Annotated in this window: 25 protein-coding genes; 15 read left to right on the top strand and 10 right to left on the bottom strand. The window is 63.0% G+C overall.

The annotated features are described in order from the left end of the window. Genes lptB through JGZ97_RS03940 form a run of 5 tightly spaced genes read right to left on the bottom strand, consistent with a single transcriptional unit; the run spans position 1 to position 3,297 of the window. Positions 1-726: an LPS export ABC transporter ATP-binding protein gene (lptB, locus tag JGZ97_RS03960; RefSeq protein WP_207061315.1), complete on the bottom strand. Its 726-nt coding sequence runs from the start codon at positions 724-726 to the stop codon at positions 1-3. After that, positions 723-1,241 (bottom strand): lipopolysaccharide transport periplasmic protein LptA, encoded by a 519-nt coding sequence (gene lptA / locus JGZ97_RS03955; protein WP_207061314.1) that lies wholly within the window; start codon positions 1,239-1,241, stop codon positions 723-725. Before lptA ends, lptB begins: the two co-directional genes overlap by 4 nt. Further along, complete coding sequence (gene lptC / locus JGZ97_RS03950; protein WP_207061313.1) at positions 1,228-1,788, bottom strand: LPS export ABC transporter periplasmic protein LptC; 561 nt, start codon at positions 1,786-1,788, stop codon at positions 1,228-1,230. Before lptC ends, lptA begins: the two co-directional genes overlap by 14 nt. After that, complete coding sequence (locus tag JGZ97_RS03945) at positions 1,775-2,320, bottom strand: HAD family hydrolase (protein WP_207061312.1); 546 nt, start codon at positions 2,318-2,320, stop codon at positions 1,775-1,777. The genes lptC and JGZ97_RS03945 overlap by 14 nt, the downstream gene beginning before the upstream one ends. Before the next feature lie 2 nt (positions 2,321-2,322). Then, the gene (locus JGZ97_RS03940) at positions 2,323-3,297 is read right to left on the bottom strand and encodes a KpsF/GutQ family sugar-phosphate isomerase (protein WP_207061311.1); all 975 of its coding nucleotides are present in this window, start codon (positions 3,295-3,297) and stop codon (positions 2,323-2,325) included. Positions 3,298-3,614: 317 nt separating this feature from the next. Between JGZ97_RS03940 and JGZ97_RS03935 the strand changes: the two genes are divergently transcribed. From JGZ97_RS03935 to hisC, 9 genes are all read left to right on the top strand, one after another. Continuing rightward, the gene (locus JGZ97_RS03935) at positions 3,615-4,430 is read left to right on the top strand and encodes an ATP-binding cassette domain-containing protein (protein ID WP_207061310.1); all 816 of its coding nucleotides are present in this window, start codon (positions 3,615-3,617) and stop codon (positions 4,428-4,430) included. Next, positions 4,427-5,209 carry a lipid asymmetry maintenance ABC transporter permease subunit MlaE gene (mlaE, locus tag JGZ97_RS03930; RefSeq protein WP_207061309.1) on the top strand — a complete coding sequence of 261 codons (783 nt, stop codon included), beginning with the start codon at positions 4,427-4,429 and terminating at the stop codon, positions 5,207-5,209. The genes JGZ97_RS03935 and mlaE overlap by 4 nt, the downstream gene beginning before the upstream one ends. 2 nt (positions 5,210-5,211) lie before the next feature. Further along, complete coding sequence (gene mlaD / locus JGZ97_RS03925; protein WP_207061308.1) at positions 5,212-5,673, top strand: outer membrane lipid asymmetry maintenance protein MlaD; 462 nt, start codon at positions 5,212-5,214, stop codon at positions 5,671-5,673. Between the two features lie 43 nt (positions 5,674-5,716). Further along, a complete protein-coding gene (locus tag JGZ97_RS03920; protein ID WP_207061307.1) occupies positions 5,717-6,043 on the top strand; it encodes a lipid asymmetry maintenance protein MlaB in 327 nt (108 codons plus the stop codon). A gap of 71 nt (positions 6,044-6,114) precedes the next feature. Beyond that, positions 6,115-6,357, top strand: a complete 243-nt coding sequence (locus JGZ97_RS03915; protein WP_207061306.1) for a BolA family protein — start codon at positions 6,115-6,117, stop codon at positions 6,355-6,357. Between the two features lie 73 nt (positions 6,358-6,430). After that, positions 6,431-7,693: a UDP-N-acetylglucosamine 1-carboxyvinyltransferase gene (gene murA / locus JGZ97_RS03910; RefSeq protein ID WP_207061305.1), complete on the top strand. Its 1,263-nt coding sequence runs from the start codon at positions 6,431-6,433 to the stop codon at positions 7,691-7,693. Positions 7,694-7,719: 26 nt separating this feature from the next. Beyond that, positions 7,720-8,376 carry an ATP phosphoribosyltransferase gene (gene hisG / locus JGZ97_RS03905; RefSeq protein ID WP_207061304.1) on the top strand — a complete coding sequence of 219 codons (657 nt, stop codon included), beginning with the start codon at positions 7,720-7,722 and terminating at the stop codon, positions 8,374-8,376. After that, the gene (hisD, locus tag JGZ97_RS03900; RefSeq protein ID WP_207061303.1) at positions 8,373-9,701 is read left to right on the top strand and encodes a histidinol dehydrogenase; all 1,329 of its coding nucleotides are present in this window, start codon (positions 8,373-8,375) and stop codon (positions 9,699-9,701) included. The genes hisG and hisD overlap by 4 nt, the downstream gene beginning before the upstream one ends. Positions 9,702-9,717: 16 nt before the next feature. Further along, a complete protein-coding gene (hisC, locus tag JGZ97_RS03895) occupies positions 9,718-10,812 on the top strand; it encodes a histidinol-phosphate transaminase (protein WP_207061302.1) in 1,095 nt (364 codons plus the stop codon). Positions 10,813-10,956: 144 nt separating this feature from the next. Here hisC and JGZ97_RS03890 read toward each other — a convergent pair whose 3' ends face one another. Next, on the bottom strand, positions 10,957-12,111 hold the full coding sequence (locus JGZ97_RS03890; RefSeq protein WP_207061301.1) for a S1C family serine protease: 1,155 nt from the start codon (positions 12,109-12,111) through the stop codon (positions 10,957-10,959). Between the two features lie 173 nt (positions 12,112-12,284). On the opposite strand from JGZ97_RS03890, the gene JGZ97_RS03885 reads away from it, so the two are divergent. From JGZ97_RS03885 to JGZ97_RS03875, 3 genes are all read left to right on the top strand, one after another. Then, the gene (locus JGZ97_RS03885) at positions 12,285-13,046 is read left to right on the top strand and encodes a Nif3-like dinuclear metal center hexameric protein (RefSeq protein WP_207061300.1); all 762 of its coding nucleotides are present in this window, start codon (positions 12,285-12,287) and stop codon (positions 13,044-13,046) included. Positions 13,047-13,178: 132 nt separating this feature from the next. Then, positions 13,179-15,740, top strand: a complete 2,562-nt coding sequence (locus JGZ97_RS03880; RefSeq protein WP_207061299.1) for a bifunctional diguanylate cyclase/phosphodiesterase — start codon at positions 13,179-13,181, stop codon at positions 15,738-15,740. Positions 15,741-15,799: 59 nt separating this feature from the next. Next, positions 15,800-16,177, top strand: a complete 378-nt coding sequence (locus JGZ97_RS03875; RefSeq protein ID WP_207061298.1) for a hypothetical protein — start codon at positions 15,800-15,802, stop codon at positions 16,175-16,177. Positions 16,178-16,196: 19 nt separating this feature from the next. Here the strand turns inward: JGZ97_RS03875 and JGZ97_RS03870 are convergent, their stop codons facing one another. Further along, complete coding sequence (locus JGZ97_RS03870; RefSeq protein WP_207061297.1) at positions 16,197-16,511, bottom strand: hypothetical protein; 315 nt, start codon at positions 16,509-16,511, stop codon at positions 16,197-16,199. Positions 16,512-16,667: 156 nt separating this feature from the next. Here JGZ97_RS03870 and JGZ97_RS03865 point away from each other — a divergent pair, with 156 nt between their 5' ends. Beyond that, the gene (locus JGZ97_RS03865; RefSeq protein WP_242521530.1) at positions 16,668-17,111 is read left to right on the top strand and encodes an Lrp/AsnC family transcriptional regulator; all 444 of its coding nucleotides are present in this window, start codon (positions 16,668-16,670) and stop codon (positions 17,109-17,111) included. Between the two features lie 2 nt (positions 17,112-17,113). On the opposite strand, the gene JGZ97_RS03860 is transcribed toward JGZ97_RS03865, so the two are convergent. Continuing rightward, positions 17,114-17,998, bottom strand: a complete 885-nt coding sequence (locus JGZ97_RS03860; RefSeq protein WP_207061296.1) for a DMT family transporter — start codon at positions 17,996-17,998, stop codon at positions 17,114-17,116. A 343-nt stretch (positions 17,999-18,341) separates the two neighbouring features. On the opposite strand from JGZ97_RS03860, the gene JGZ97_RS03855 reads away from it, so the two are divergent. Continuing rightward, positions 18,342-19,640, top strand: a complete 1,299-nt coding sequence (locus tag JGZ97_RS03855; protein WP_207061295.1) for a hypothetical protein — start codon at positions 18,342-18,344, stop codon at positions 19,638-19,640. Here JGZ97_RS03855 and JGZ97_RS03850 read toward each other — a convergent pair. Next, on the bottom strand, positions 19,635-20,321 hold the full coding sequence (locus tag JGZ97_RS03850) for a DUF6639 family protein (protein ID WP_207061294.1): 687 nt from the start codon (positions 20,319-20,321) through the stop codon (positions 19,635-19,637). The two genes, JGZ97_RS03855 and JGZ97_RS03850, sit on opposite strands and share 6 nt — an antisense overlap. Before the next feature lie 143 nt (positions 20,322-20,464). Between JGZ97_RS03850 and JGZ97_RS03845 the strand changes: the two genes are divergently transcribed. Then, complete coding sequence (locus JGZ97_RS03845; RefSeq protein ID WP_207061293.1) at positions 20,465-20,914, top strand: TerB family tellurite resistance protein; 450 nt, start codon at positions 20,465-20,467, stop codon at positions 20,912-20,914. A gap of 91 nt (positions 20,915-21,005) precedes the next feature. Here JGZ97_RS03845 and JGZ97_RS03840 read toward each other — a convergent pair whose 3' ends face one another. Further along, positions 21,006-22,004 carry an MDR family oxidoreductase gene (locus tag JGZ97_RS03840; protein ID WP_207061292.1) on the bottom strand — a complete coding sequence of 333 codons (999 nt, stop codon included), beginning with the start codon at positions 22,002-22,004 and terminating at the stop codon, positions 21,006-21,008. Between the last annotated feature and the right edge of the window lie 236 nt (positions 22,005-22,240).

Genomic DNA, 22,240 nt, shown 5'->3' with positions numbered 1-22,240 from the left:
TCAAAGACGGAATTGTTCTCCCAGATACACCTCTTTGACCTGGGCGTTGTCGAGTACTTCGCCAGGGGTGCCAGAGGCGAGCAGATAACCGTCGTTGACGATATAGGCGTGCTCGCAAATGTCCAGGGTTTCGCGCACGTTGTGATCGGTGATCAGGATGCCGATGCCGCGCTCTTTCAGGTGCTCTACGATCTGTTTGATGTCGCTGACCGAAATGGGATCGACCCCGGCAAAGGGCTCGTCCAGCAAGATAAAAGCGGGTTCCGTGGCCAGGGCGCGTGCAATTTCGACCCGGCGTCTCTCCCCGCCGGAGAGGCTCATCCCGAGGCTGTCGCGGATATGGGTGATATGGAACTCTTCCAGCAGCCGTTCGAGGTGTTCATGCCGTTGGGCGCGGCTCAGTTCGGGGCGGGTCTCCAGGATTGCCATGATGTTGTCCTGGACGCTGAGCTTGCGAAAGATCGACGCTTCCTGCGGCAGGTAGCCCAGGCCTTTGCGGGCGCGGCCGTGCATCGGCAGGTCGGTGATGTCTTCATCGTCGATCAGGACGCGCCCGCCCTCCGATGGCACCAGCCCCACGACCATGTAGAAGCAGGTGGTTTTACCGGCGCCGTTGGGGCCCAGCAGCCCGGCAATCTGGCCGCTCTCGATACCGAGGGAGACGTCTTTCACCACCTGGCGGCCCCGGTAGGACTTGGCCAGGTTGAGGGCCTGAAGGCGGCTCATCGAGCGCCATCCTGCTTGGGTTGCAAGATCATTCGAACCCGCTGGTCCCCGGCCTTCTCGCCGCCGCCGAAGGCGCTGACCAGGTCGCTCTGCATATCCAGTTCGATGCGTTGACCGCTGAATCGATCCCGGTCGCGCTCCAGGCGGGCTTCCCCTTCCAGGGTGATGTGGTCCCGGGTGAGGGAGTAATCGATATGGTTTGCGTAGCCCTTGTCCAGAGGGGCTTGTGCGCTTGGGCGCTGCTGAAAGTGGGCGGGCTGGCCTTCGGCGACCAGGCGGCTCACCTCGCCGTTCTCGGCGTAAATGATGACGGTTTCACCTTCGATCATCAGACTTCCCTGGGTTACCTTGACTGCGCCCCGGTAGGTGGCGACGCCTTTCTGATCGTCCAGCTCGGCGCTGTCGGCTGCGATCTGAATCGGCTGCTCCCGGTCGTCGGGAAGCGCCTGTGCCATCGGGGGCAGGGCCAGCGCGGACAGGGCCAGCGCGCTTAGCAGAAGTTTATTTGGGGTCATGGGTTCCTCTGACGCGTTGCAGCAGTTCAACGCGGTCCTCGTCCATAAACAGGCGCATGCCGATGGCGCGGGTCTCCCCGGTTCCGTGGAAGATATGCACGGGCGCATCGGTCTCGCCGTAGTCGCGATTGGGGTTGAGTGTAAGGGAAGGGGTTTCCAAGCGATAGTCCGCCCGTGCCCGGTCGGTGATCACGACCTGTTGCTGCAGGCGAATCTGTTCGTCGCTGCCCCGTACCTGGCCGCGCCGGGCGCTAATCTGCAGAGGCGTGCCGTTGGCCCGCACCCAGGTGATGTCGGGGGCGCTCAGGCGGGTAATGTCCTGCCGCTCGTGGTGCTCGATGCGCTCTGCGATCAGGGTGCGCGCAGGCAACCCGCTTGGATCGTAATCGACCATCCGGGTGTTTTCGATATAGGCGTCGATCTCTCCGTCCAGGGCGCCGGTGGTGGCGTCTGTGACCGGGTGGCGGTGTTCGCTGAACCCCCAGTAGCCCAGAATCAGGACACTGAGGGAGAGAGTCAGGGTGAGCCTGAGCTTATAGCGACTCATGGTGGGTCGAAAGGTAGGGGGCCAGCGCCTGCGCCAGCGTGCCTTGGGCGCTCATGATTAGCTCGCACAGCTCGCGCACGGCCCCGAGGCCGCCCTCCTTGCGCGCGCACCAGTGGGCTTTCTCCAGCACGGCGTCGGCGGCGTTCGGCACGGTGGCGGCCAGGCGGCAGGCCAGCATCGCCGGCAGGTCCGGCCAGTCATCCCCCATGTAGGCGGTGGTTTCGGGGGTGTGGCCGGAGAGGCTCCAGAGTTCGTTCAGCGCGGTCAGTTTGTCCTCGCGCCCGGCATAGAGGTGGGCGATGCCCAGGTCCCTGATGCGGCGGGCCATGGCGTCGCTGCTGCGGCCGGTGATGACCGCCACCTCGACGCCGCTGGCCTGAAGCAGCTTGATGCCGTGGCCGTCCAGCGTGTTGAACACCTTGAGCCGCTCGCCGTCGTGGCTGTAATAGAGGCGGCCGTCGGTCAGAACCCCGTCCACGTCCAGTGCCAGCAGGCGTATCTGCCGCGCGCGCTCTTCGATGGGCATTTGCATGGTCAGATCACTCCCGCGCGCAACAGGTCGTGCATGTTTAGAGCGCCGATCGGCCGGTGGGTCTCGTCGACCACCACCAGGCCATTGATCTTGCGCTCTTCCATGATGTGCAGCGCCTCTGCGGCCAGCATCTGGGGGCGGACCGTCTGGCAGTTGGCGGTCATCACCTGGGCGATGGGGGTGGTTTTAAGGTCCAGGGCCTGGTCCAGGGTGCGGCGCAGGTCGCCATCGGTGAACAGTCCGCAGAGTATGCCGTCGCTGTCCAGCACCGCCGTCATGCCCAGGCCCTGCCGGGTGATCTCCAGCAGCGCGTCGGCAACGCAGGTGTGGGCGCTGACCTTGGGCAGGCGTTCGCCTTCGTGCATCAGGTCCTTGACCTTAAGTAGCAGCTTGCGTCCCAGGGCGCCGCCCGGATGGGAGAAGGCGAAGTCCTCGGCACTGAAACCTCGCGCCTCGAGCAAGGCGATCGCCAGCGCGTCCCCCATAACCAGCGCCGCGGTGGTGCTGGAAGTGGGGGCCAGTCCGAGCGGGCAGGCCTCCTCGGCCACGCTGACATCGAGGTGGGCGTCGGCGCTGCGCGAAAGGGCAGAGCCGTTGTTTCCGGTCATGGCGACCAGGGGCGTGCCCAGGCGTTTGATCAGGGGCAGTAGGGTCACCACTTCCGCGGTGTTGCCGGAGTTGGAAAGCGCAATGACCAGGTCGTCGGCGGTAATCATGCCCATATCGCCATGGCTGGCTTCGCCGGGGTGGACGAAGAAGGCGGGGGTGCCGGTACTGGCCAGGGTGGCGGCAATCTTCTTGCCGATATGTCCTGACTTGCCCATGCCGGTAACAATCACCCGGCCGCGGCACGCGAGGGCCAGTTCGCAGGCCCGGGTGAAATCGTGATTGAGCCGTTGTGCGAGATCGCCGATCGCGGCGCTCTCCACCCGGATGGTGCGTCGGGCGGAGTCGAGGAACGCATCGGTTGCAGTCATGGAAATCCTTTTTACGTATCGCGAAGCGGGGGCAGGCGGTGGCGCTATTGTATAGCATGGTCCCATCGGCTGAATAGCCTGCGGCTCGTTGGGTGATCCGGCATAACAGCAGCCGAGAGCCCAGGCGGTGTAGTCGCGGGCTCTGCTTCAGGGTGGCGTTAAAGGGGGGCTGGGGCGCCAACGGGTCAGGCAAAGCGTATGCCAATATTGAGGGCGTTGGTGCAGGCTTAACTACAATTTCGCACCGGACAAGTGATATAGTAGCGCCCCCAGCGCAGTACCCTCTGGGTTCCGGATTTTCGTAGACGATGAATCAGATGGCGGCGTCACAAGAGACCATTATCGATATTCAGGGAATGAGCTTTTCCCGAGGCCAGCGGCCCATCTTCAAAGATGTCTCGCTGCGCATTCCCCGTGGGAAGGTGACCGCCATCATGGGGCCCAGCGGGACCGGGAAGACAACGCTGCTGAAGCTCATCGGCGGCCAGATTCGCCCCGATAGCGGGCGGATACTGGTGGACGGGCACAATATCCCTGACCTGAGCCGGGGAGATCTGTTCGATATCCGTGAGCGCATGGGCATGCTGTTTCAGAGCGGCGCCCTGTTCACCGATATGAGCGTGTTCGAAAATGTCGCCTTTCCCCTGCGGGTTCACACTCGGCTGCCTGACGACATGATTCGTGACCTGGTCTACATCAAACTGCAGTCGGTGGGGTTGCGCGGGGCCGCGGAGCTGATGCCCAGCGAGCTCTCCGGCGGCATGGCGAGGCGGGTCGCGTTGGCCCGGGCCATCGCCCTGGACCCGGATATCATGATGTACGACGAGCCTTTTACCGGGCAGGACCCGATCGCCATGGGGGTTCTGGTGAAGCTGATCAAGTCGCTCAACAAGGCGCTGCGGCATACCAGTATCGTGGTCTCTCACGATATACAGGAGACCCTGAGTATCGCCGATTACATCTACCTGGTAGCTGACGGTGTCGTGGTGTCCCATGGCACACCTCAGGAGCTGCTGGCGGAGGCATCGCCCAAGGTGAAACAGTTTATGCAAGGCCTCCCGGACGGCCCGGTGCCGTTCCATTACCCCGCCGATGACTATCTGCAGACGTTGCTTGACGGGGCGGCGTCATGATCGAGCGCCTGCAGTCCCTGGGCTTTAATACCCTCAGCAAGCTGGCGGCCCTTGGGCGCTCCGGCATCTTTCTGTTCCAGTCGCTGGTGGCGGTGCCGAGCTTGCGGGTCGGCTTTCCGCTGCTGATGCGGCAGCTGCACGCCGTCGGGGTTCTCTCGCTGATAATCATCGTGGTATCGGGGCTTTTTATCGGCATGGTGCTGAGCCTTCAGGGATATACCATCCTGGTCGACTACGGCTCCGAGCAGGCAGTGGGGCAGATGGTGGCCCTGAGCCTGGTGCGGGAACTGGCGCCGGTGGTGACTGCGTTGCTGTTTGCCGGCCGCGCGGGCTCCGCGCTGACCGCGGAAATCGGCCTGATGAAAGCCACTGAGCAGCTCTCCAGCATGGAGATGATCGGTGTCGACCCCCTGAGGCGTATCGTCTCTCCCCGGTTCTGGGCGGGCTTCTATTGCCTGCCCCTGCTGTCGATGATCTTCAGCGTGGTCGGAATCTGGGGTGGAATGCTGGTGGGCGTGGAGTGGCTGGGTATCTACGAGGGCTCCTTCTGGGCCAATATGCAGGCGGCGGTGGAGTTTCGAGAAGACGTGCTTAACGGCGTGATCAAAGCCGTGGTGTTCGGTTTTGTCGTAACCTGGATCGCTGTCTTTCAGGGTTATGACTGCGTGCCCACCTCCGAGGGAATCAGCAAGGCCACCACCCAGACGGTGGTGTACTCCTCCCTGGCGGTGCTGGGCCTCGACTTTCTGTTGACCGCCTTTATGTTTGGAGATTTGTGATTATGCGCATGAGAACCTTGGAGATCGGGGTCGGTGCCTTTATTTTGGCGGGCTTTTTGGCCCTGGTGGTGCTGATTATCAACGTCAGCGGGTTGTCCCTCTCCGAGGCGAAGGATTCTTACAAGGTCTATGCCCGCTTCGAGAACGCGGGGGGGCTGACGGTGCGCTCCAAGGTGACTCTCTCCGGGGTGGGCATCGGTCAGGTCACCGATATCCGCATCGACGATGAGTGGTTGATGGCTATGGTGGAGATGGAGATCGACCAGGACGTTAACTACCTCAGTCGCGACAGCTCGGCGGCGATTCTCACTGCCGGCCTTTTGGGGGAGAAGTACATCGGTATCACCGTCGGTGCCAGTGAGGAGATGCTGGGCGAAGGGGACATGATCGAGGATACCCAGTCCGCCCTGGTGCTGGAGGAGCTGATCGGCAAGTTTCTCTTTGACAAGGTGAAAGAGCCCTGAGTGGTGCCGGTACTCAAGGGCGGTCCCGGTAAATGAGGGCGCTATGAAAGCAGCATTGTCCAGCCGGGAGAACGACACCTGGCGCGTGGAAGGTGATATCGACTACGTGACGGTCACGGCCCTGCGTGCAGAAGGGGAGCGGGTGATGGAGGCCGTCGATCACGGCGCAACCCTGTGCTTTGATTTTGCCGGCGTACGCCAGGTCAACACCGCGGGCCTTTCTCTGTTGCTGTGCTGGCGGCGCTGGGCGGCCCGGCACGGGCTCAGCCTTGAGCTGGTCAACCTGCCTGACGAGCTGCGGGCCATTGCCCGCATTAGTGATCTGGAGGCTCTGCTGGAAAGCAGCAAGGGGGCCGCAGGCAGCGGTTAATCGCCTTTTTTTATCAAGTTCTATATCATTAACCGCCCAAACCCGGAAATCGATCTCTTTTGGAGTGAACCATGCAAGCGGCGGATGTTAAACAGCTGATCGAACAGCAATTGGATGGCTGTGAGGTGATGACCTCCGGAGAAGGCTGTGACTTCCAGATTACCGTTGTAGGACCTGCTTTCGAGGGTCTGACACCGGTTAAGAAACAACAACTGGTCTACGGCTGCCTAACCGAGCAGATCGCCAATGGCAGTATTCATGCCGTCACCATCAAGGCTTATACCCCCAGTCAGTGGCAAGCCCTGAACCACTGAGCGGCGTTTGAGCGACAAACTCCAGTGAAGGACGGCTACGCCCGTCCGCTCTTTTCTCTTAGCGGAAACACTCATGGATAAACTGATCATCGAAGGGGGCGTTCGCCTGGACGGCGAGGTCCGTATTTCAGGAGCCAAGAACTCGGCGTTGCCGATCCTGGCGGCGACCTTGCTGGCCGAGGAGCCGGTCACCGTCTGCAACCTGCCCCATCTTCACGACATCACCACCATGATTGAGCTGATCGGGCGCATGGGCGTCGATGTGGTGATCGATGAAAAGCTCAACGTGGAGGTTAACGCCACCACCATCAAATCGCTGGTCGCCCCCTACGAGCTGGTCAAGACCATGCGCGCCTCGATCCTGGTGCTCGGTCCCATGCTGGCCCATTTTGGCGAGGCGGAGGTCTCCCTGCCAGGGGGCTGCGCCATCGGCAGCCGGCCGGTGGATCTGCATATCCGCGGCCTGCAGGCCATGGGAGCCGAAGTGTTGGTGGAGGAGGGCTATATCCGCGCCCGCACCGACGGGCGGCTGAAAGGGGCGCATATCCTTTTTGATACCGTCACGGTGACCGGTACCGAGAATATCCTGATGGCGGCGACCCTCGCCGAGGGCACCACCGTCATCGAGAACGCCGCACGGGAGCCGGAGGTGGTTGACCTCGCTGAGTGCCTGATCGCCATGGGGGCGCAGATCGAAGGCCACGGCAGCGACACCATTCGCGTTCGGGGGGTGGAAAAGCTCCACGGCTGTCGCTTTTCCGTGCTGGCCGACCGCATCGAAGCGGGCACCTACCTGGTGGCCGCTGCCGCCACCGGCGGGCGGGTGAAGCTCAAGAGCGCCCGTCCCGATATTCTCGAGGCGGTGCTGTTGAAGCTTGAGGAGGCCGGTGCGCGCATCGACACGGGCGACGACTGGATTGAGCTGGATATGGAAGGGCGACGTCCCCGGGCGGTGAATTTGACCACCGCACCCTACCCGGCGTTTCCCACCGACATGCAGGCGCAGTTCGCCGCCATGAACGCGGTGGCTGAAGGCGTGGGCAAGATAAAGGAAACGGTGTTTGAAAACCGTTTTATGCATATCCAGGAGATGCTCCGCATGGGGGCCAAGGCCTCCATCGAGGGTAACACCGTGATTATCGAAGGGGTGGATCAGCTCAAGGCGGCGCCGGTCATGGCGACGGACCTGCGTGCTTCCGCGAGCCTCGTGATCGCCGCCTTGGTGGCTGACGGCGCCACGATCATCGAGCGGATCTACCACATCGACCGTGGCTACGAGTGTATTGAAGAGAAGCTGCAGTTGCTGGGCGCCAAGATCCGCCGCGTACCCTCCTGAAATTGTACCGAGGCAAGCCGACTCGCATGACTCAACCCATCACCATCGCCCTCTCCAAGGGCCGCATTCTTAAAGAGACGCTGCCCTTGCTGGCCAAGGCGAACATCGAGCCACGGGAAGATATCTTCAAGAGCCGCAAACTGGTCTTTGATACCAATCAGCCCCATATCAAGCTGCTGGTGATCCGTGCCACGGACGTGCCCACTTACGTGGAGTACGGAGCTGCCGACATGGGGGTCGCGGGCAAGGATGTGTTGATGGAGCACGGTGCCCGGGGCATGTACGAACCCCTGGATCTCAACATCTCCCGCTGCCGCTTGATGACCGCGGCCAAGGTCGATCCGGCGCCCACCCGGGGGCGGCTCAAGGTGGCTACCAAGTTCGTTAATATCACCAAGGACTATTACGCCCGGCAGGGTGTGCAAGTGGATATCATCAAGCTCTACGGCGCCATGGAACTGGCGCCGATCATGGGGCTGGCAGACCGGATCGTCGATATCGTTGATACCGGCAACACGCTCAAGGCCAACGGCATGGAGCCGCTGGAGCTGATCGCGCCCATCAGCACCCGCCTGGTGGTGGGTAAGCCGTCGATGAAGATGAAGCACGGCCAGATTCAACCCATCATCGAGCAGCTTAGCGCCGCCGTCGAGGAGGCCCGGGGCCAGGAGATCGGCGCATGAGTGAGCGGCTGAAGATCACCAAACTGTCCAGCGCCCAGGCCGATTTTGACCGGCAGCTCGATGCGCTGCTGGCCTGGGACAGCGTTTCCGACAGCGCCGTTAACCAGGTGGTTGAGCAGGTGCTGGTCCGGGTCCGGGACGAAGGGGACGCCGCGCTGGTTGATTACAGTAACCGTTTTGACCGCCGCGATGTGGCGAGCATGGCTGAGCTGGAGATCGGGCCGGAACGGCTGCAGCAGGCCCTGGATAACATCGGTGAGGCCGAGCGCGAGGCGCTTAGACGGGCCGCCGAGCGCATCCGTGACTACCACGAGCATCAGCGACAGGACTCCTGGCACTACGAAGAAGCCGACGGTACCCGGCTGGGGCAGCAGGTGCGTCCGATGGACCGGGTCGGTATCTACGTGCCCGGGGGCAAGGCGTCGTACCCTTCATCGGTACTGATGAACGCGCTGCCCGCCAGTGTGGCGGGGGTGGCAGAGATCATCATGGTGGTGCCGGCTCCCGGTGGTGAACTCAACGAACTGGTGCTGGCCGCGGCGGCCCTGGCCGGAGTCGACCGGGTGTTTACCCTGGGTGGGGCGCAGGCGGTGGCCGCGCTCGCTTACGGTACCGAGACCGTGCCGCGGGTGGACAAGATCGTCGGTCCCGGCAATATCTACGTGGCGACCGCCAAGCGGGCGGTTTTCGGCCAGGTGGGCATCGACATGATCGCCGGGCCCTCAGAGATCCTGGTGGTGTGCGATGGCCAGACCGACCCGGACTGGGTGGCCATGGACCTCTTTTCCCAGGCCGAGCATGACGAGGACGCCCAGGCGATCCTCGTCACCCCCGACAGCGGCTACATCGACAGAATCAAGGCCAGCATTGAACGCCTGCTTCCCACTATGGAACGGGCCGATATCATTCGCCGCTCCCTGGAGCGGCGCGCCGCCTTGATCCAGGTGCAGGACCTTGCGCAGGCGGTTGAACTGATCAACCGTATCGCCCCGGAGCACCTGGAGCTTTCGGTGGCCGACCCCGAGGCCTTGCTGCCTAAGATCCGCCACGCCGGCGCCATTTTCATGGGGCGCTACACCGCTGAGGCCCTGGGGGATTACTGCGCCGGACCCAACCATGTGCTGCCGACCTCCGGCACCGCGCGTTTCTCTTCCCCGTTGGGTGTCTACGACTTTCAAAAACGCTCCTCGGTGATTCAGTTTTCCGCTCGGGGGGCTTCTGAGCTTGGGCGGGTCGCCTCGACCCTGGCCCGTGGGGAAGGGCTGACCGCCCATGCCTGTTCCGCCGAGTACCGAATTCAAGCGGACGAGTCGTCAAACAGCTAGCCAGTCGAGATCCTCTATGAGCCACCCTGCCGTTACTGATCGCGTCGCCAGCCTGATTCGCCCCGAGATCCGGGCCTTGTCTGCCTATTCCGTGCCCTCGGCCGAGGGCATGCTAAAGCTCGACGCGATGGAGAATCCCTACAGCTGGCCCGCGCCGCTGAAAAAAGCGTGGCTGGAGCGGTTGGAGGCGGTTGCCATCAACCGCTACCCGGAGCCCGCCGCCGCCGCAGTCAAGGAAGGGTTGGCGCGGATGATGAAGATTCCTGAGCGTTATGACCTGCTGCTGGGGAACGGCTCCGACGAAATCATCCAGTTGCTGGCCATGGCGGTAGCAGAACCCGGGCGCACCGTGCTGGCTCCGGAACCCAGTTTTGTCATGTACCGCATGATCGCCACCTTCACCGGCATGGCGTACCGCGGGGTAGCGCTGGACAGCGATTTCGACCTGGACGTGGAGGCGATGCTGGCGGCGATCGCCGCAGAGCAGCCGGCCCTGATCTTCCTCGCCCAGCCGAACAACCCCACCGGCAACCTCTTCAGCGAGGACCGCGTCCGCGCCATCCTCGAGGCCAGCGAGGGGTTGGTGGTCGTGGACGAGGCTTACACCGCGTTCACCGAGGCGGACTCGCTCAAGCTCCTCGATGAGTATGACAACCTGGTGATCATGCGCACCCTGTCCAAGGTGGGGCTGGCCGGGCTGCGCCTGGGGCTGCTGGTGGGGCAACCCGCCTGGTTGACGGAGCTGGAGAAGCTGCGCCTGCCCTACAACATCAACGTGCTGACCCAGGCCAGCGCGGCCTTTGCCCTGGAGCACTATGACGTGCTGCGCGCCCAGACCCGACAGCTGCAGCAGAACCGGGTTCTGCTCAGCGAAGCCCTGGGGGCGTTGCCCGGATTGCAGGTATGGCCCAGTGAGGCCAACTTCCTGCTGGTGCGCACACCCGAAGGGCAGGCCGCTCAGCTCCACCAGGGGCTGCGTGAGCAAGGCATTCTGGTCAAGCTCCTGGACGGCGCCCACCCCGCCCTGGCGGACTGTCTGCGGATCAACGTCAGTAGCGAGGAGGAGAACGCCGCCTTGCTGCAGGCCCTGGCTGCGTTGCTCGGGGGCTAAGCCTCATCCCGTGATGGCCGTTAAGCAGCGGTTAAAGGCTGCATTGCAGATATTTTCAGCCTGCATCTCGCCGGTGGTTCCCGTCGTAGTGATTTTGGCAGGAGAGGCTGCGGACCCGTGCCGCACAGTGGTACGGGCCGGTGCTTAACTCTGGCTCGGTGGCCGGTCGCCGATGGTGACCTTCAGGCTCTTGCGGTGCCCGTTGCGCAGGACTTCCATCCCCAGGGTGGCGCCGGGGCGGGTCTCCGCGATACGGTTCATGGCCCGGCGCGAGTCGGTGACCGGCTCTCCATCGATGCTGATCAGCACATCGCCCGGCTGCATGCCGGCGCGGTGAGCCGGACTGTCCCGGAAGATCCCCGCGATGATCAGCCCCCGGCTGGCATCCACCCCGAACGATTCGGCCAGGCGCGGGGTCATGACCTGAATTTCGATCCCCAGCCAGCCGCGAATGACGCGGCCGTTCTCGATAATGTCCCCCAGCACGCTGCGGGCCAGGTTGGAAGGGATGGCAAAGCCGATGCCCTGGGAGCCCCCGCTGCGGGAAAAGATGGCGGTGTTGATGCCCAGCAGGTTGCCGTGGGCGTCGATCAGGGCGCCACCGGAGTTACCCGGATTGATGGCCGCGTCGGTCTGGATGAAGTTTTCAAAGGTGTTGATGCCAAGCTGATTGCGACCGGTGGCGCTGACTATGCCCATGGTCACCGTCTGGCCCACTCCGAAAGGGTTGCCGATGGCCAGCACCACGTCGCCTACCGCTACTTCGTCCGAGGAGGCCAGGGTGATGCTGGGAAGCTCCTCGATGTCGATTTTCAGCACCGCCAGATCGGTGTCGGGATCCGTGCCGATGACCTCGGCCTTGGTTTCCCGTCCATCGCGCAAGGCCACGCGAATGCTGTCGGCGCCGGCGATGACATGGTTGTTGGTCAGCACATAGCCCTGGGGGCTCAGGATAACGCCCGACCCCAGGCTGGACTGAATCCGCTCCCGCTCGGGGAGTTGCTTGAGGTCGAAAAAGTCCTGAAAGAAGGGGTCGTTCAGCAGGGGATGCTGGCGGGCAGGAATGCGGGTCGTGGTGTATATGTTGACCACGGCGGGGGCGGCCCGGGCTACCGCTTCCGCATAGGAGACGGGGCCCACGGCGGTCAGCGTCGGGCTCGGCAGGTTGCTGGTGGGGGCCTGCTGTATCTCCACCCGGCCGCCGGCGGGGGGCGTACGGGGGAAAAACTGCAGCATTACCAGCGCCACCAGAACACCGGCCACCACCGGCCATAGAATCTGAGTGGTCAGTTTATGCATGGGCATCTCTTCGTCGGATTATGAAAGCATTATACGAAGCGGGTTGGTTTGTTGGTAATCCGTGTTTTAACCGCCGCGGCAGCACCGTATCATGCAGCAAAACCTATCGCCATCGCCGGAGGCGAGCGGATACGCCCTTCCGCTCACGACCGGCCGTCACAAAGGAGTTCGCTATGTCCGTGTCCTTGGAAAAGCTGCTACAAACCCTGGATGAGTGGCTGCAGCCCCACACGATCAGCGATTACTGCCCCAACGGCCTGCAGGTGGAAGGGCGCGGGTCGGTGCGGCGGCTGGTGACCGGGGTCACCGCCAGCCAGGCCCTGCTGGACGCTGCGGTGGAAGCAGGTGCCGATGCCATCCTGGTTCACCATGGCTACTTCTGGAAGGGAGAGGATCCCGCGGTGAGGGGGATGAAAAAACGCCGTCTGGCAACGTTGTTGAAGCAGGACATCAGCCTGATCGCCTACCACCTTCCCCTGGACCTGCACCCGGAGCTGGGCAACAACGTTCAGCTCGCAGCGCAGCTTGGGGTGAGTATCGAGGGCGGGCTGGAGCCTGACAATCCTCGTAGTATCGGGCTTTGGGGGCGCCTGCCGCAGCCGCTTTCCCCGGCCGAACTGGCCGCGCGGCTGGAGCAGGTGCTGGGCCGGGCGCCGCAGTGGATTGACGGCGGCCCGGCACGGATTGAGAGGCTCGGCTGGTGCACCGGGGCGGCCCAGGGCTACATCGACAAAGCTGCGGAGCTCGGCCTGGATGCCTACCTCAGCGGAGAGATTTCCGAGCCGACGGTGCATAGTGCCCGAGAGTGCGGCGTGCATTACTTTGCCGCCGGGCATCATGCCAGCGAGCGCTTTGGGGTCCAGGCGGTCGGTGAGCGGCTGGCTGCCGAGCTTGGCTTGGAGCATCGGTTTATCGATATCGACAACCCGGTGTAACCGTCGACCCGGACCGGTGTGCGTTCGCGTTGCATCTTGGCCGGCGCATCCTGCATAATCACCCGGAACTATTGGGTTTTTTGGGTTGGTGACGCAAACGCCGGCCGGCCCAGAGCGCATCAGGCGAGCAGTATGCCCTCAAAGAATACGCGTTTCAGAGATTGGTGGTCCCGCAAGCCCGATACCTTTGCCGGTTCGCGGCTGGTATGGGGCATGATCCTGGTGATCCTGCTGCTCTGGACCCTGAATGTTCGCGAGCTGGTTCTCGACTACCGGGAGAGGGCCCAGGAGCGGGTGACCCAGTACCAGGTGCAGTTGCTGGGGAGTAAGGCGGAGGAGCTGGAAGACCGGTTCCTCGCTGTCTACGAGCATATCCGCACCATCTCCCTGCTGCCGAGTGTGCGCGCGGTCAGCGGTCCGAACCGCCAGAGCACGAGCGAGAACGTGGTCTACCAGGGCCGCCTTCCCCTGGAAACCCATTACACCCTCGAGCAGATCTACCGCAACCTCGCCAACAGCATCAGCCTTTCGGAGATTTATTACGTGCTCGACGGCTTCCGACCCGACCGGGGAGAGGTGCCGTTTTTCATGTATGACGGGGAAATCGTCGGCGTCAACGATCCCGTCGAGGGGGGACTGAGCAACCACGGGGACATACCCGAAGAGTACGAGCTGGACGAGTACGCCTACTACCTCGAGCAGATGCGCTGGTACAAGGCGCATTTTCCGCGCTGGTCATTTTCAGACGACATCACCCAGATCCCCGCGCTCGCGTCGCCGCTGATGCGCACCTGCGACAACACCCAGTATGCCTCCGTCAGTGGCGGTTCGGTGGAGGATACCCATGGGATTCTCTACTCGGTGCCGGTCTTTGGCCTCGACGACAAGGGGTTCAAGGGCATCATTTCGGCGGTCCTGCGCGCCAACGTGCTTGAGGCGGCACTGGTCGGGGTACCGTTTATTCCCATTACGCCTGACGAGCAGGCCCGGGCGCGCGAGGAAGCGTGGGCCCTGCCTCCCCAGCCGGCGGACTTTCTGCTGACCCAGGACACCCACGATATTGTCATTCACGACCGGCGCAACTCCCTGTTCGCCGGCCTGACGCCCGGGCGGGTGAGCGAGGCGCTGAGCGCGGCAGGAGGTCGAGGCGCCTCGGTGACGCTCGATGTGGTGGGCGAGGGCCGTTGGCGCCTGTACCACCATCTGCCGCCGGCGCGGCTCCAGGCTCTGACTGATCCGCTGCGTCACCGTCTCTATATCGATATTGCCGCCCGGGTCGGGTTGCTCCTGGTGTTGTTGGCCATTTTTCTTCGCGCCAACCGCGACCAGCGCCGCCACCACGCGGAACTGGTGAAGCTGGCGCACTATGACAGTCTGACGCACCTGCCCAACCGCAGTCTTCTATATCTCCACCTGCAGAAGGCGATGGCTCGCGCCGACCGTCATAAGCGCTGCCTGGGTCTGATGTTCGTGGACATCGATGACTTCGGCAATATCAACGACAGCCTCGGGCACCAGGCGGGGGACGCGGTACTGATGGCAATCGCCGAGCGGCTGCGCCAGTCCGTGCGCCTTACCGATGAAGTAGCGCGCCTTGATAGCAACCCCACCGTGGCCCGCATCGGTGGGGATGATTTCGCCTTGGTCTTCGAGGATGTGCGACAGCCCGAAGACGGAGTGTTCGTGGGTGAGCGGTTGATGCTGCAGTTCCAGGAGCCGATCAACCTGGACGGCCAGAAATCGGATATCTCCATCAGCGGCGGTATGGCGATCTACCCCGATGACGCCACCGACATCGACGAGCTGATGGCCAGTGCCGACCAGGCCCTGCGTCATGCGGCGGAGAGGGGCATGGGGCAGTTCCAGATGTTCAATGACACCATGCGCCAGCGGGCGGCCCGCCAGAGCCGAATGATGCGGGATTTGCCCGATGCCGTGCGCCACGGCCTCTTTACCCTCCATTACCAAGCCAAGCAGTCCCTGGCTGATGATGAGGTGGTCTCCTTTGAAGCCCTCTTGCGCTGGCACCACGAGGAGTACGGCAATGTGTCGCCGGTGGAGTTTATTCCGCTGCTGGAGCAGAGCGGGCTGATTGTCGAGGCCGGTCGTTGGGTGCTGGAGACCGCCTGTCGCCAGCTCAGCCGCTGGCATCAAGAGGGCTACACCGGGCTCAGCGTCAGTGTGAATGTATCGCCGCGGCAGTTGATGCTCTCTGACATCGTGGCCACCGTGGACAAGGTGCTGGCGGAGACGCGAATTCCTCCGCAGACGCTGATTCTGGAGATTACCGAGTCCATGGTGATCGATAATCTGGAGGAGGGCAGCCGCACCCTGGAGCGCCTGCGCGGGCGGGGGGTACGTTTGGCCATCGACGATTTCGGTACCGGGTACAGCTCGTTGACCTACCTGCAGGGGCTGCCGGCCGACTACCTCAAGCTCGACAAGTCGATGATCGACGTGATCAGTGACGAGCGCGGTGCCCACGTGATTCGCACCACCATCGAGCTGGCCCGCGGTCTTGGGCTGATGGCCATCGCTGAGGGCGTCGAGCATGCCGAGCAGCGCGAGGCCCTCAAGAAGATGGGATGTGACATGATTCAGGGGTTTTGGCTTTCCCGCCCCTTGCCCGTGGAAAAACTCACCGCCTTCCTCGCCCGGCACTGCCGCCGCCAATCGACGGCCTGTGCGGAATAGCCCTAAGGCCGACCCGGGGGCCTTTTCTGAGGGGGCATGACCGTCCAGGGGAATGATCTATGCTAACCAAAATCCTTCTCACAGCCCTGGTTATCGGCGCCGCCTACCTCTTTTTGCGCCACCAGCGCCTTAAGGCGAGTCCTTCAAGCGGGACTGACCGCAGCGCGCCGGCGACTGGCGAGCATTCACCGGCGCTGCGCCGGCTGGCGGCAGGCCTGCTGATTGTTTTTCTTGGACTCGCGGCGGCCTTTTTTGCTTACCGGTGGCTTGATGACCGCACGCTGCTGGAGATCCGGATCGTCAACAGCGTGACCGGGGAAGTGGTTCGTTACCAGGCGTACAAGGGAGACCTGGAGGGGCGCCGCTTCGTGACCGTTCACGGGCAGTCCGTCAGTCTGGCCGATAGCGAGCGAATGGAGGTACAGGCGCTGCCTTGAAGGTCTCGGGGCCCCTGAGCTATTTGTGACGTGGCGGCTGCGGCCGCGGAGCTGTGGCCAGCGAGTGCAGTTGTTCGAGGATCGGCTTGAACGCGCGGGAACTTCCGAATTCGCCCTGAAGCTCGGCATAGAGTTCCTGCACCCGGGGGGAGCCGGGGCCTTCGTTCAGGATCAGGCCCGCCAGAAGGTCGAACCGCGCCAGAAAGCGTTTGGCAAGGGGAGAGGGGACGCCGTCCCGCTGGTGTTGGCTGAAAATCTTGGCCAGCAACCGGTCCCGGAAAGAGGCATCGCGCAGGTGCTCTAGCCGGTACTCCTCGATAGAATCTAAGTCCATGACATTACGATGTTTAATTCCCTTTAAACCAAGTGTAGATGCTCTTCACCGCATGCTTATATCAGTTTGCGATAATGTTGCGGTGCGGCGTCGTATATGTGCGCTTTGTCATTGGGACAGGCTGAAAAGGCCTTCTTCTAACGCCTAGAGGGATCCATGCTGGATAGTATCAACCGGAAACTGATTGCTGCACTGCAGGAAAATGCCCGCCTGTCATACGCCGAACTGGCCAAGCGGGTGCACCTGTCAGCCCCCGCCGTTGCCGAGCGGATTCGCAAGATGGAGCAGGCCGGAATTATTGCCGGTTATAGCCTGAAGGTGGATCTGGACCGGGCCGGTTATCCCATCGTCGCCTTGGTGCAGTGTAAAGTGTTCCGCACCCAGGAACGGGCCTTCAAGGCGCTGGTGCTGGCCTGCGACGAGGCGGTGGAGTGCCACAACGTCACCGGCGAGCAGGCCTTTCTGGTGAAGCTGGCGGTGGCCTCCATGGCGCAGCTGGACCGCGTCCTGGAGACCTTCTGCGACTATTCGGACACCAATACCATGATGATCCTTTCCACCCCCGTGGAACGGGCGTTGCCCCAGACCTTCTTCGACTGAGATCAGGCCGGCTGCGGGGTGGAGGCCTGGCGCCGGCTGGGCCACTGGCTGATCAACATGCCGGCGAGCATCAGGGCGCATCCTGTCAACTCCCGCCCGCTCAGCACCTCGCCGAGCAGCAACCAGCCGCCGATGACCGCGAACACCGCTTCCATGGAGAGGATCAGCGCGGTGACGCTGGGATCGACCCGCCGCTGCCCGATGGCCTGGAGGGTAAAGGCGATGCCGCTGGAGGCGATCCCGGCATATACCAGCGGCAGCCAGGCGCCCTGAAAGCCAGCCAGGGTCGGGGTTTCCAGGAGCGCGGCAGCGAGCGTGGCCCAGAGGGTCGCCACCAGGAACTGCACGATGGACAGCCCCACCGGGTCCACTTTGCGCGACAGCCAGCCGATGACGATGACGTGGGCGGTCCAGAACAGGGCACCGATCAGCTCCAGCAAGTCTCCGTAGGCCATCTTGAAATCCGGACCGATCGAGAGGCTGTAAAGCCCGCCCAGCGCCAGCGCTACCCCGGCCCAGGTCTGGGGGGTTCCGCGCTGGCCCATGGCGAAGCTCACCATGGGGACCATGACAATGTACATGCCGGTGATAAAGCCGGCGTTGCCGGCGCTGGTATACAGCAACCCCACCTGCTGGAAGCTGAACCCGGCGAACAGGATGGTGCCGGCGACCAGGCCTCCCCAGAGCAGGGTTTTGCCCTGGGGCAGGCGCCGGCCGCCCAGTACCAGCCACACCGGAACCAGCGACAGGGCCCCCAGGGCGAACCGGGCGGCGTTGAAACTGTGGGGCCCGAGGTGGTCCATGCCGGCACTCTGGGCCACGAAGGCGAATCCCCAGATGGCGGCAACGCTGATCAGCAACAGGTGGGAAAAGGTGACGAAGGGCATGTTAACAACGGGTCCTGGGTGAAAATTTGAAGCGCTATTTTAAGGCGGCGTTCGTTGTTTCCAAAGACTAAAACTATCGATATTGCCGGTTTGTATTTTCATTTCTGGGGTAAAGAATGGCTTTTGCTTTCGAATCGAAAGTTTGAGCAAAGGTGAAAGCCAAGGTAAGGGTCACGGTAAGAGTCAAGGCAAAAGCTCAGCGGTGAAACCGCCCACCCGGCCGGGGCAATACCGGGGTGATTCGCCAGCACCGGCTTGCGGGGCTAGAATGGCGCTCTTTAATTGTTAATGGCGCTCTTTACTTATTTATGGCGTTCCCCATCCACCAGCGATCGACCCGCCCGTGAGAGACGCAATCCTTGACCCTCTACCCACGAGACTGGCCGGTATCTTTATCAGCGCGGCCCTGGGCCTTGTCATTCTCGGTCTGCTGGGCGCCGAGGTTTCGGTTGCCTGGGCCGGCACGGCATACTGGATAGCCGCCCTCGGACTCTGGCCTCGCCTGACGCGACGCAACCGGATCCAGTCGTTGGTGCTGATGGGGGTGGGCTTGGGGTGTTTGTTTTGGGTGGACCAGCCGCTGGACGCAGAGCGCCTTCTGGCCGGCAATGCACCCCTGCTCTCCATGCTGGTGGCGGTGAGCTTCCTGGGCCTGGTCAGCCAGCCGCCGGCAGAAACGGAGGCGCTGCCGAGGGGGCGGGGGGCGGTGGCTTCCACGCTGCTGGGAGTGCACCTGTTCGGCGCCGTCATCAACCTCTCTTCGATTTTTATCATTGCCGATCGTATCGGACGCCGTCATACCCTGGGCGCGGACCAGGCCAAAGTGCTGGTGCGGGGCTTTTCCGCCGCGGCGTTCTGGTCGCCCTTTTTCGCCGCCATGGGGGTGGCCCTGAGCGTGGCGCCCGAGGCGCGGCTGCAGCAGGTCTGGTCGGCCGGCATCCCCCTGGCTGCGCTCGCCCTGGGCATCAGTTATTGGAGCATGCGGTCCCGGGCCCCTGCGTTTGTCGGTTACCCGATGCACTACCGGGCCCTGTGGCTGCCGGCGCTGCTGGCATTGGGCGTTGTTCTGATGCGCTACGTCGACCCCCAGCGATCGATCATCGGCACCATCACCCTGCTGGCGCCGGGGCTGGCGTTGCTGGTGCTGCCCCTGCAGAGCGGGCGGGCCCTGCGCCTGCTGGGACGTCACCTCGGTGAGCGCCTGCCGCAGATGGGTAATGAGCTGCTGCTGTTTCAGGCCGCGGCGGTACTCGGCTATGGCCTGGAAACCCTGATTCTGAGCCAGCCGGGCTGGGCTTTGTTTGAGCACTTTGGGGGAGGTCAGGCCAGCCTGACCTATCTGGCCATTACCGGTCTCTCCCTGCTGGGGGTGCACCCCATTATCAGCATTGCCCTGGCCGGCTCCCTGTTGGCGCCGCTGGCGCCGGATCATACCCTGCTGGCGGTGGTCTTTCTCGCTGCCTGGGGCATGGGGTCGGCGGTTGGCCCCCTCTCGGGGATGAACCTGGCGATTCAGGGGCGCTACGGTATCGAGGCGCTCTCCATGAGTCGCTGGAACCTGGGCTATACAGCGGTGATGTCCCTGCTGATTTGCTTGGCGCTCTATGGGCTGGCCGCCTGGCGCGGGCTTGGCGTGTCATGACACGGTGACATAGCGCCACTTGTAGGTCAGCAAGGTGTTAATGAAGGTTCTCGGTGCGCTGTGCTGGGTCAGGTGCAGGTAGCACTTGACCGCGAAGCGGTCCAGGGCAAAGGCCATGTAGATGTCGCTGATGACGTCCTCGACTAGCCAGGGGCCCACGTCGGCGGTGCGGATGATCTGGTCGCGCAGGGTTTTTGGCAGCACCGCCAGTTGAGTGGCGTGGGCCAGGTATTCCTGCGCCACGTGGCTGATTTTCTCCAGGGGGGTGTTGTGCTGGACCACGGCGTGCGCCACCTCGTGAGCGATAACGCCGCGGTAGTGGTCAAAGTCCAGGGGTTGCCCGTACATCTCGGGCGCCGCCAACTGCTCGCGAATGGCCTGAAAGGACATGATCTCGATCAGGTCGCTGCGGCTGTCATAGCGACCGTAAACCGGGTGGTCGCTTGAAAAGAGTGGCGACGCGCTGATCTGAATCCGAATGGACCACTTTGGCTGCAGGCCGTAGTCGTTGAGAAACGCCAGGGCGGTTGCAGAGGCCGTGCAAATTTCCGTAAACAGGGGAGGTGTGGCGCCTTCCAGTTGCACCGCGCCGCCGGGGCAGGGGGCGGCAAGGGCCGGTCGGCCGGCCAGCAGGAGGAGGAGGGCGACGAGGCCGAGGCGGGAGCGGCTAAACTCGGTCATGGGCGTATACCCCGGTGACGAACTGCCGATAAGTATAGGCCCGGGCGAAGATCAGAGGCGCAGACGAAGGTTTAAAAGCCCCGCCGGCAACCTATGCTTGAGGCGAAGGGCTGGCGGCCGCGCCGGCCTGAGCAGGAGAGTCTATGATCGAGCGTATCAAGCGTATCAAGCGTTTTTTTGCCGATAACCTCCAGCCTGGCCCGCAGGCGCAGGAGCCTCCCTTACACCTGGCTGCGGCAGCGCTGATGGTGGAAGTCTCGCGGGCCGATTATGTCTTTGACGACGTCGAGCGCCAGGCGATGGTTCGTGTTTTGCGGGATCAGTTCAGCCTGGATCGCGGGACTGTGGATCAGCTTATTGAGCTTGCGGAAGCGGAGGTGGAAGCGTCGGTTTCCCTCTACCAGTTCACGCAGCTGGTCAATGCACATTATGATCCGGACAAGAAGCGCCGATTGATCGGTGCCATGTGGCAGGTGGTCTATGCCGATGGACGCCTGGATAAATACGAAGACCACCTGATTCGAAAAGTGGCCGAGTTGATCCACGTATCCCACAGCGACTTTATCCGCCTCAAGCTCGAGGCGGCCAAGTAATGCAAGTCCACTAATTCAAGCCAAGTAATACAAATGGAGCTGGCCGCTGACGGGGACATAGCCGTGGGGCTGTGATGTCCCCCCCTGTGATTCAGGCCTGCAGGTCGACCACTACCCGTCCGCGTACCTGCCCGCGCACGATCTGCTGACCGAGCTCTGGGAGCTCTTCCAGGGTTGCCACCTGGTTGATGGCGTTGAGCAGGTCTTGGGGAAACTCCTCGGCGATCCGCTGCCAAGCTCGAGTACGGCGTTCCAGGGGGCACATGACCGAATCCACGCCCTGTAGCCGGACATTGCGAAGGATGAACGGCATGACGGTCGCCGGTAGCTTGAAGTCGCCGGCCAGGCCGCAGGCGGCCACCGTGCCGTTGTAGTGGCACTCGGCCAGCAGCCGCGCGAGCATTTCACCGCCGACGGTATCCACCGCGCCGGCCCAGCGTGACTTCTCCAGCGGGCGGGGGCGGGCCGCCATCTCCTCGCGGCTAAGCAGCTGGGTGGCGCCGAGCTGGCGCAGGTAATCGTGGGTGGAGTCGCGGCCGGTGATGGCTGCGACCTCGAAGCCACGTTGGGCCAGGAGGGCGACCGCGGTGCTGCCGACGCCGCCGGCGGCACCGGAGACCACCACAGGCCCCTTATCCGGGGTGACGCCTCCCTCTTCCAGGGCCATCACGCAGAGCATGGCGGTGAGGCCGGCGGTGCCGACCGCCATCGCCTGCTGGGTGGTGAGGCCCTCGGGGAGGGGCACCAGCCATTCGGGACGGACCCGCTGCATCTGGCTGTACCCGCCCCAGTACTTTTCGCCAACGCTCCAGCCGGTGAGTACCACCGGGTCGCCGGCCTTGTACTGGCTGTCGCCGCCGTCGACGACGGTGCCGGCCAAATCGATACCCGGCACCATGGGCCAGGTCAGCACGATTTTACCGGTGCCGGTGAGCGCCATGCCGTCCTTGTAATTGAGGCTGGAGTACTCGACCTTGACCAGCACTTCTTCTTCCGGCAGATCGGCCGTGGTCAGCTGTTCAATGGCGGACTGGGTCTTACCGTCCTCGTCCTGGCGCAGCACCAGGGCTTTAAAGGGTGTGTCGGTCATAGCGGCCTCGTTTTTATTTGGTCCAAGTGGTCGATTGGTTAGTGGTTAAAGCCTAGCCGGGCTCTGAGCCTTGGCAAGCTAAATTCTATTGATATATTTGTCAAACAAATAAGCAGGCGAGCACGAGAGGGCTGTTGCGGCGAGAGGGTGCCCGAAGGCCACGGTTATTCTGACGCTCGTGAAGGCGGGAGGCGCTTACTGAAGGCCCTCAACGGAAAAAGGGGCAGGGGCTTTGG

Source organism: Motiliproteus sp. SC1-56, assembly GCF_017309075.1.
Lineage (GTDB): Bacteria > Pseudomonadota > Gammaproteobacteria > Pseudomonadales > Balneatricaceae > Motiliproteus.
Note: the sequence above shows the minus strand (reverse complement) of the source record. Positions and strands in the feature narration are given on the sequence as shown.

Excerpts from the sequence above, each read along its gene's own strand:
- lptB (WP_207061315.1), bottom strand. The coding sequence starts at position 726 with ATGAGCCGCCTTCAGGCCCTCAACCTGGCCAAGTCCTACCGGGGCCGC.
- lptA (WP_207061314.1), bottom strand. The coding sequence starts at position 1,241 with ATGACCCCAAATAAACTTCTGCTAAGCGCGCTGGCCCTGTCCGCGCTG.
- lptC (WP_207061313.1), bottom strand. The coding sequence starts at position 1,788 with ATGAGTCGCTATAAGCTCAGGCTCACCCTGACTCTCTCCCTCAGTGTC.
- JGZ97_RS03945 (WP_207061312.1), bottom strand. The coding sequence starts at position 2,320 with ATGCAAATGCCCATCGAAGAGCGCGCGCGGCAGATACGCCTGCTGGCA.
- JGZ97_RS03940 (WP_207061311.1), bottom strand. The coding sequence starts at position 3,297 with ATGACTGCAACCGATGCGTTCCTCGACTCCGCCCGACGCACCATCCGG.
- JGZ97_RS03935 (WP_207061310.1), top strand. The coding sequence starts at position 3,615 with ATGGCGGCGTCACAAGAGACCATTATCGATATTCAGGGAATGAGCTTT.
- mlaE (WP_207061309.1), top strand. The coding sequence starts at position 4,427 with ATGATCGAGCGCCTGCAGTCCCTGGGCTTTAATACCCTCAGCAAGCTG.
- mlaD (WP_207061308.1), top strand. The coding sequence starts at position 5,212 with ATGCGCATGAGAACCTTGGAGATCGGGGTCGGTGCCTTTATTTTGGCG.
- JGZ97_RS03920 (WP_207061307.1), top strand. The coding sequence starts at position 5,717 with ATGAAAGCAGCATTGTCCAGCCGGGAGAACGACACCTGGCGCGTGGAA.
- JGZ97_RS03915 (WP_207061306.1), top strand. The coding sequence starts at position 6,115 with ATGCAAGCGGCGGATGTTAAACAGCTGATCGAACAGCAATTGGATGGC.
- murA (WP_207061305.1), top strand. The coding sequence starts at position 6,431 with ATGGATAAACTGATCATCGAAGGGGGCGTTCGCCTGGACGGCGAGGTC.
- hisG (WP_207061304.1), top strand. The coding sequence starts at position 7,720 with ATGACTCAACCCATCACCATCGCCCTCTCCAAGGGCCGCATTCTTAAA.
- hisD (WP_207061303.1), top strand. The coding sequence starts at position 8,373 with ATGAGTGAGCGGCTGAAGATCACCAAACTGTCCAGCGCCCAGGCCGAT.
- hisC (WP_207061302.1), top strand. The coding sequence starts at position 9,718 with ATGAGCCACCCTGCCGTTACTGATCGCGTCGCCAGCCTGATTCGCCCC.
- JGZ97_RS03890 (WP_207061301.1), bottom strand. The coding sequence starts at position 12,111 with ATGCATAAACTGACCACTCAGATTCTATGGCCGGTGGTGGCCGGTGTT.
- JGZ97_RS03885 (WP_207061300.1), top strand. The coding sequence starts at position 12,285 with ATGTCCGTGTCCTTGGAAAAGCTGCTACAAACCCTGGATGAGTGGCTG.
- JGZ97_RS03880 (WP_207061299.1), top strand. The coding sequence starts at position 13,179 with ATGCCCTCAAAGAATACGCGTTTCAGAGATTGGTGGTCCCGCAAGCCC.
- JGZ97_RS03875 (WP_207061298.1), top strand. The coding sequence starts at position 15,800 with ATGCTAACCAAAATCCTTCTCACAGCCCTGGTTATCGGCGCCGCCTAC.
- JGZ97_RS03870 (WP_207061297.1), bottom strand. The coding sequence starts at position 16,511 with ATGGACTTAGATTCTATCGAGGAGTACCGGCTAGAGCACCTGCGCGAT.
- JGZ97_RS03865 (WP_242521530.1), top strand. The coding sequence starts at position 16,668 with ATGCTGGATAGTATCAACCGGAAACTGATTGCTGCACTGCAGGAAAAT.
- JGZ97_RS03860 (WP_207061296.1), bottom strand. The coding sequence starts at position 17,998 with ATGCCCTTCGTCACCTTTTCCCACCTGTTGCTGATCAGCGTTGCCGCC.
- JGZ97_RS03850 (WP_207061294.1), bottom strand. The coding sequence starts at position 20,321 with ATGACCGAGTTTAGCCGCTCCCGCCTCGGCCTCGTCGCCCTCCTCCTC.
- JGZ97_RS03845 (WP_207061293.1), top strand. The coding sequence starts at position 20,465 with ATGATCGAGCGTATCAAGCGTATCAAGCGTTTTTTTGCCGATAACCTC.
- JGZ97_RS03840 (WP_207061292.1), bottom strand. The coding sequence starts at position 22,004 with ATGACCGACACACCCTTTAAAGCCCTGGTGCTGCGCCAGGACGAGGAC.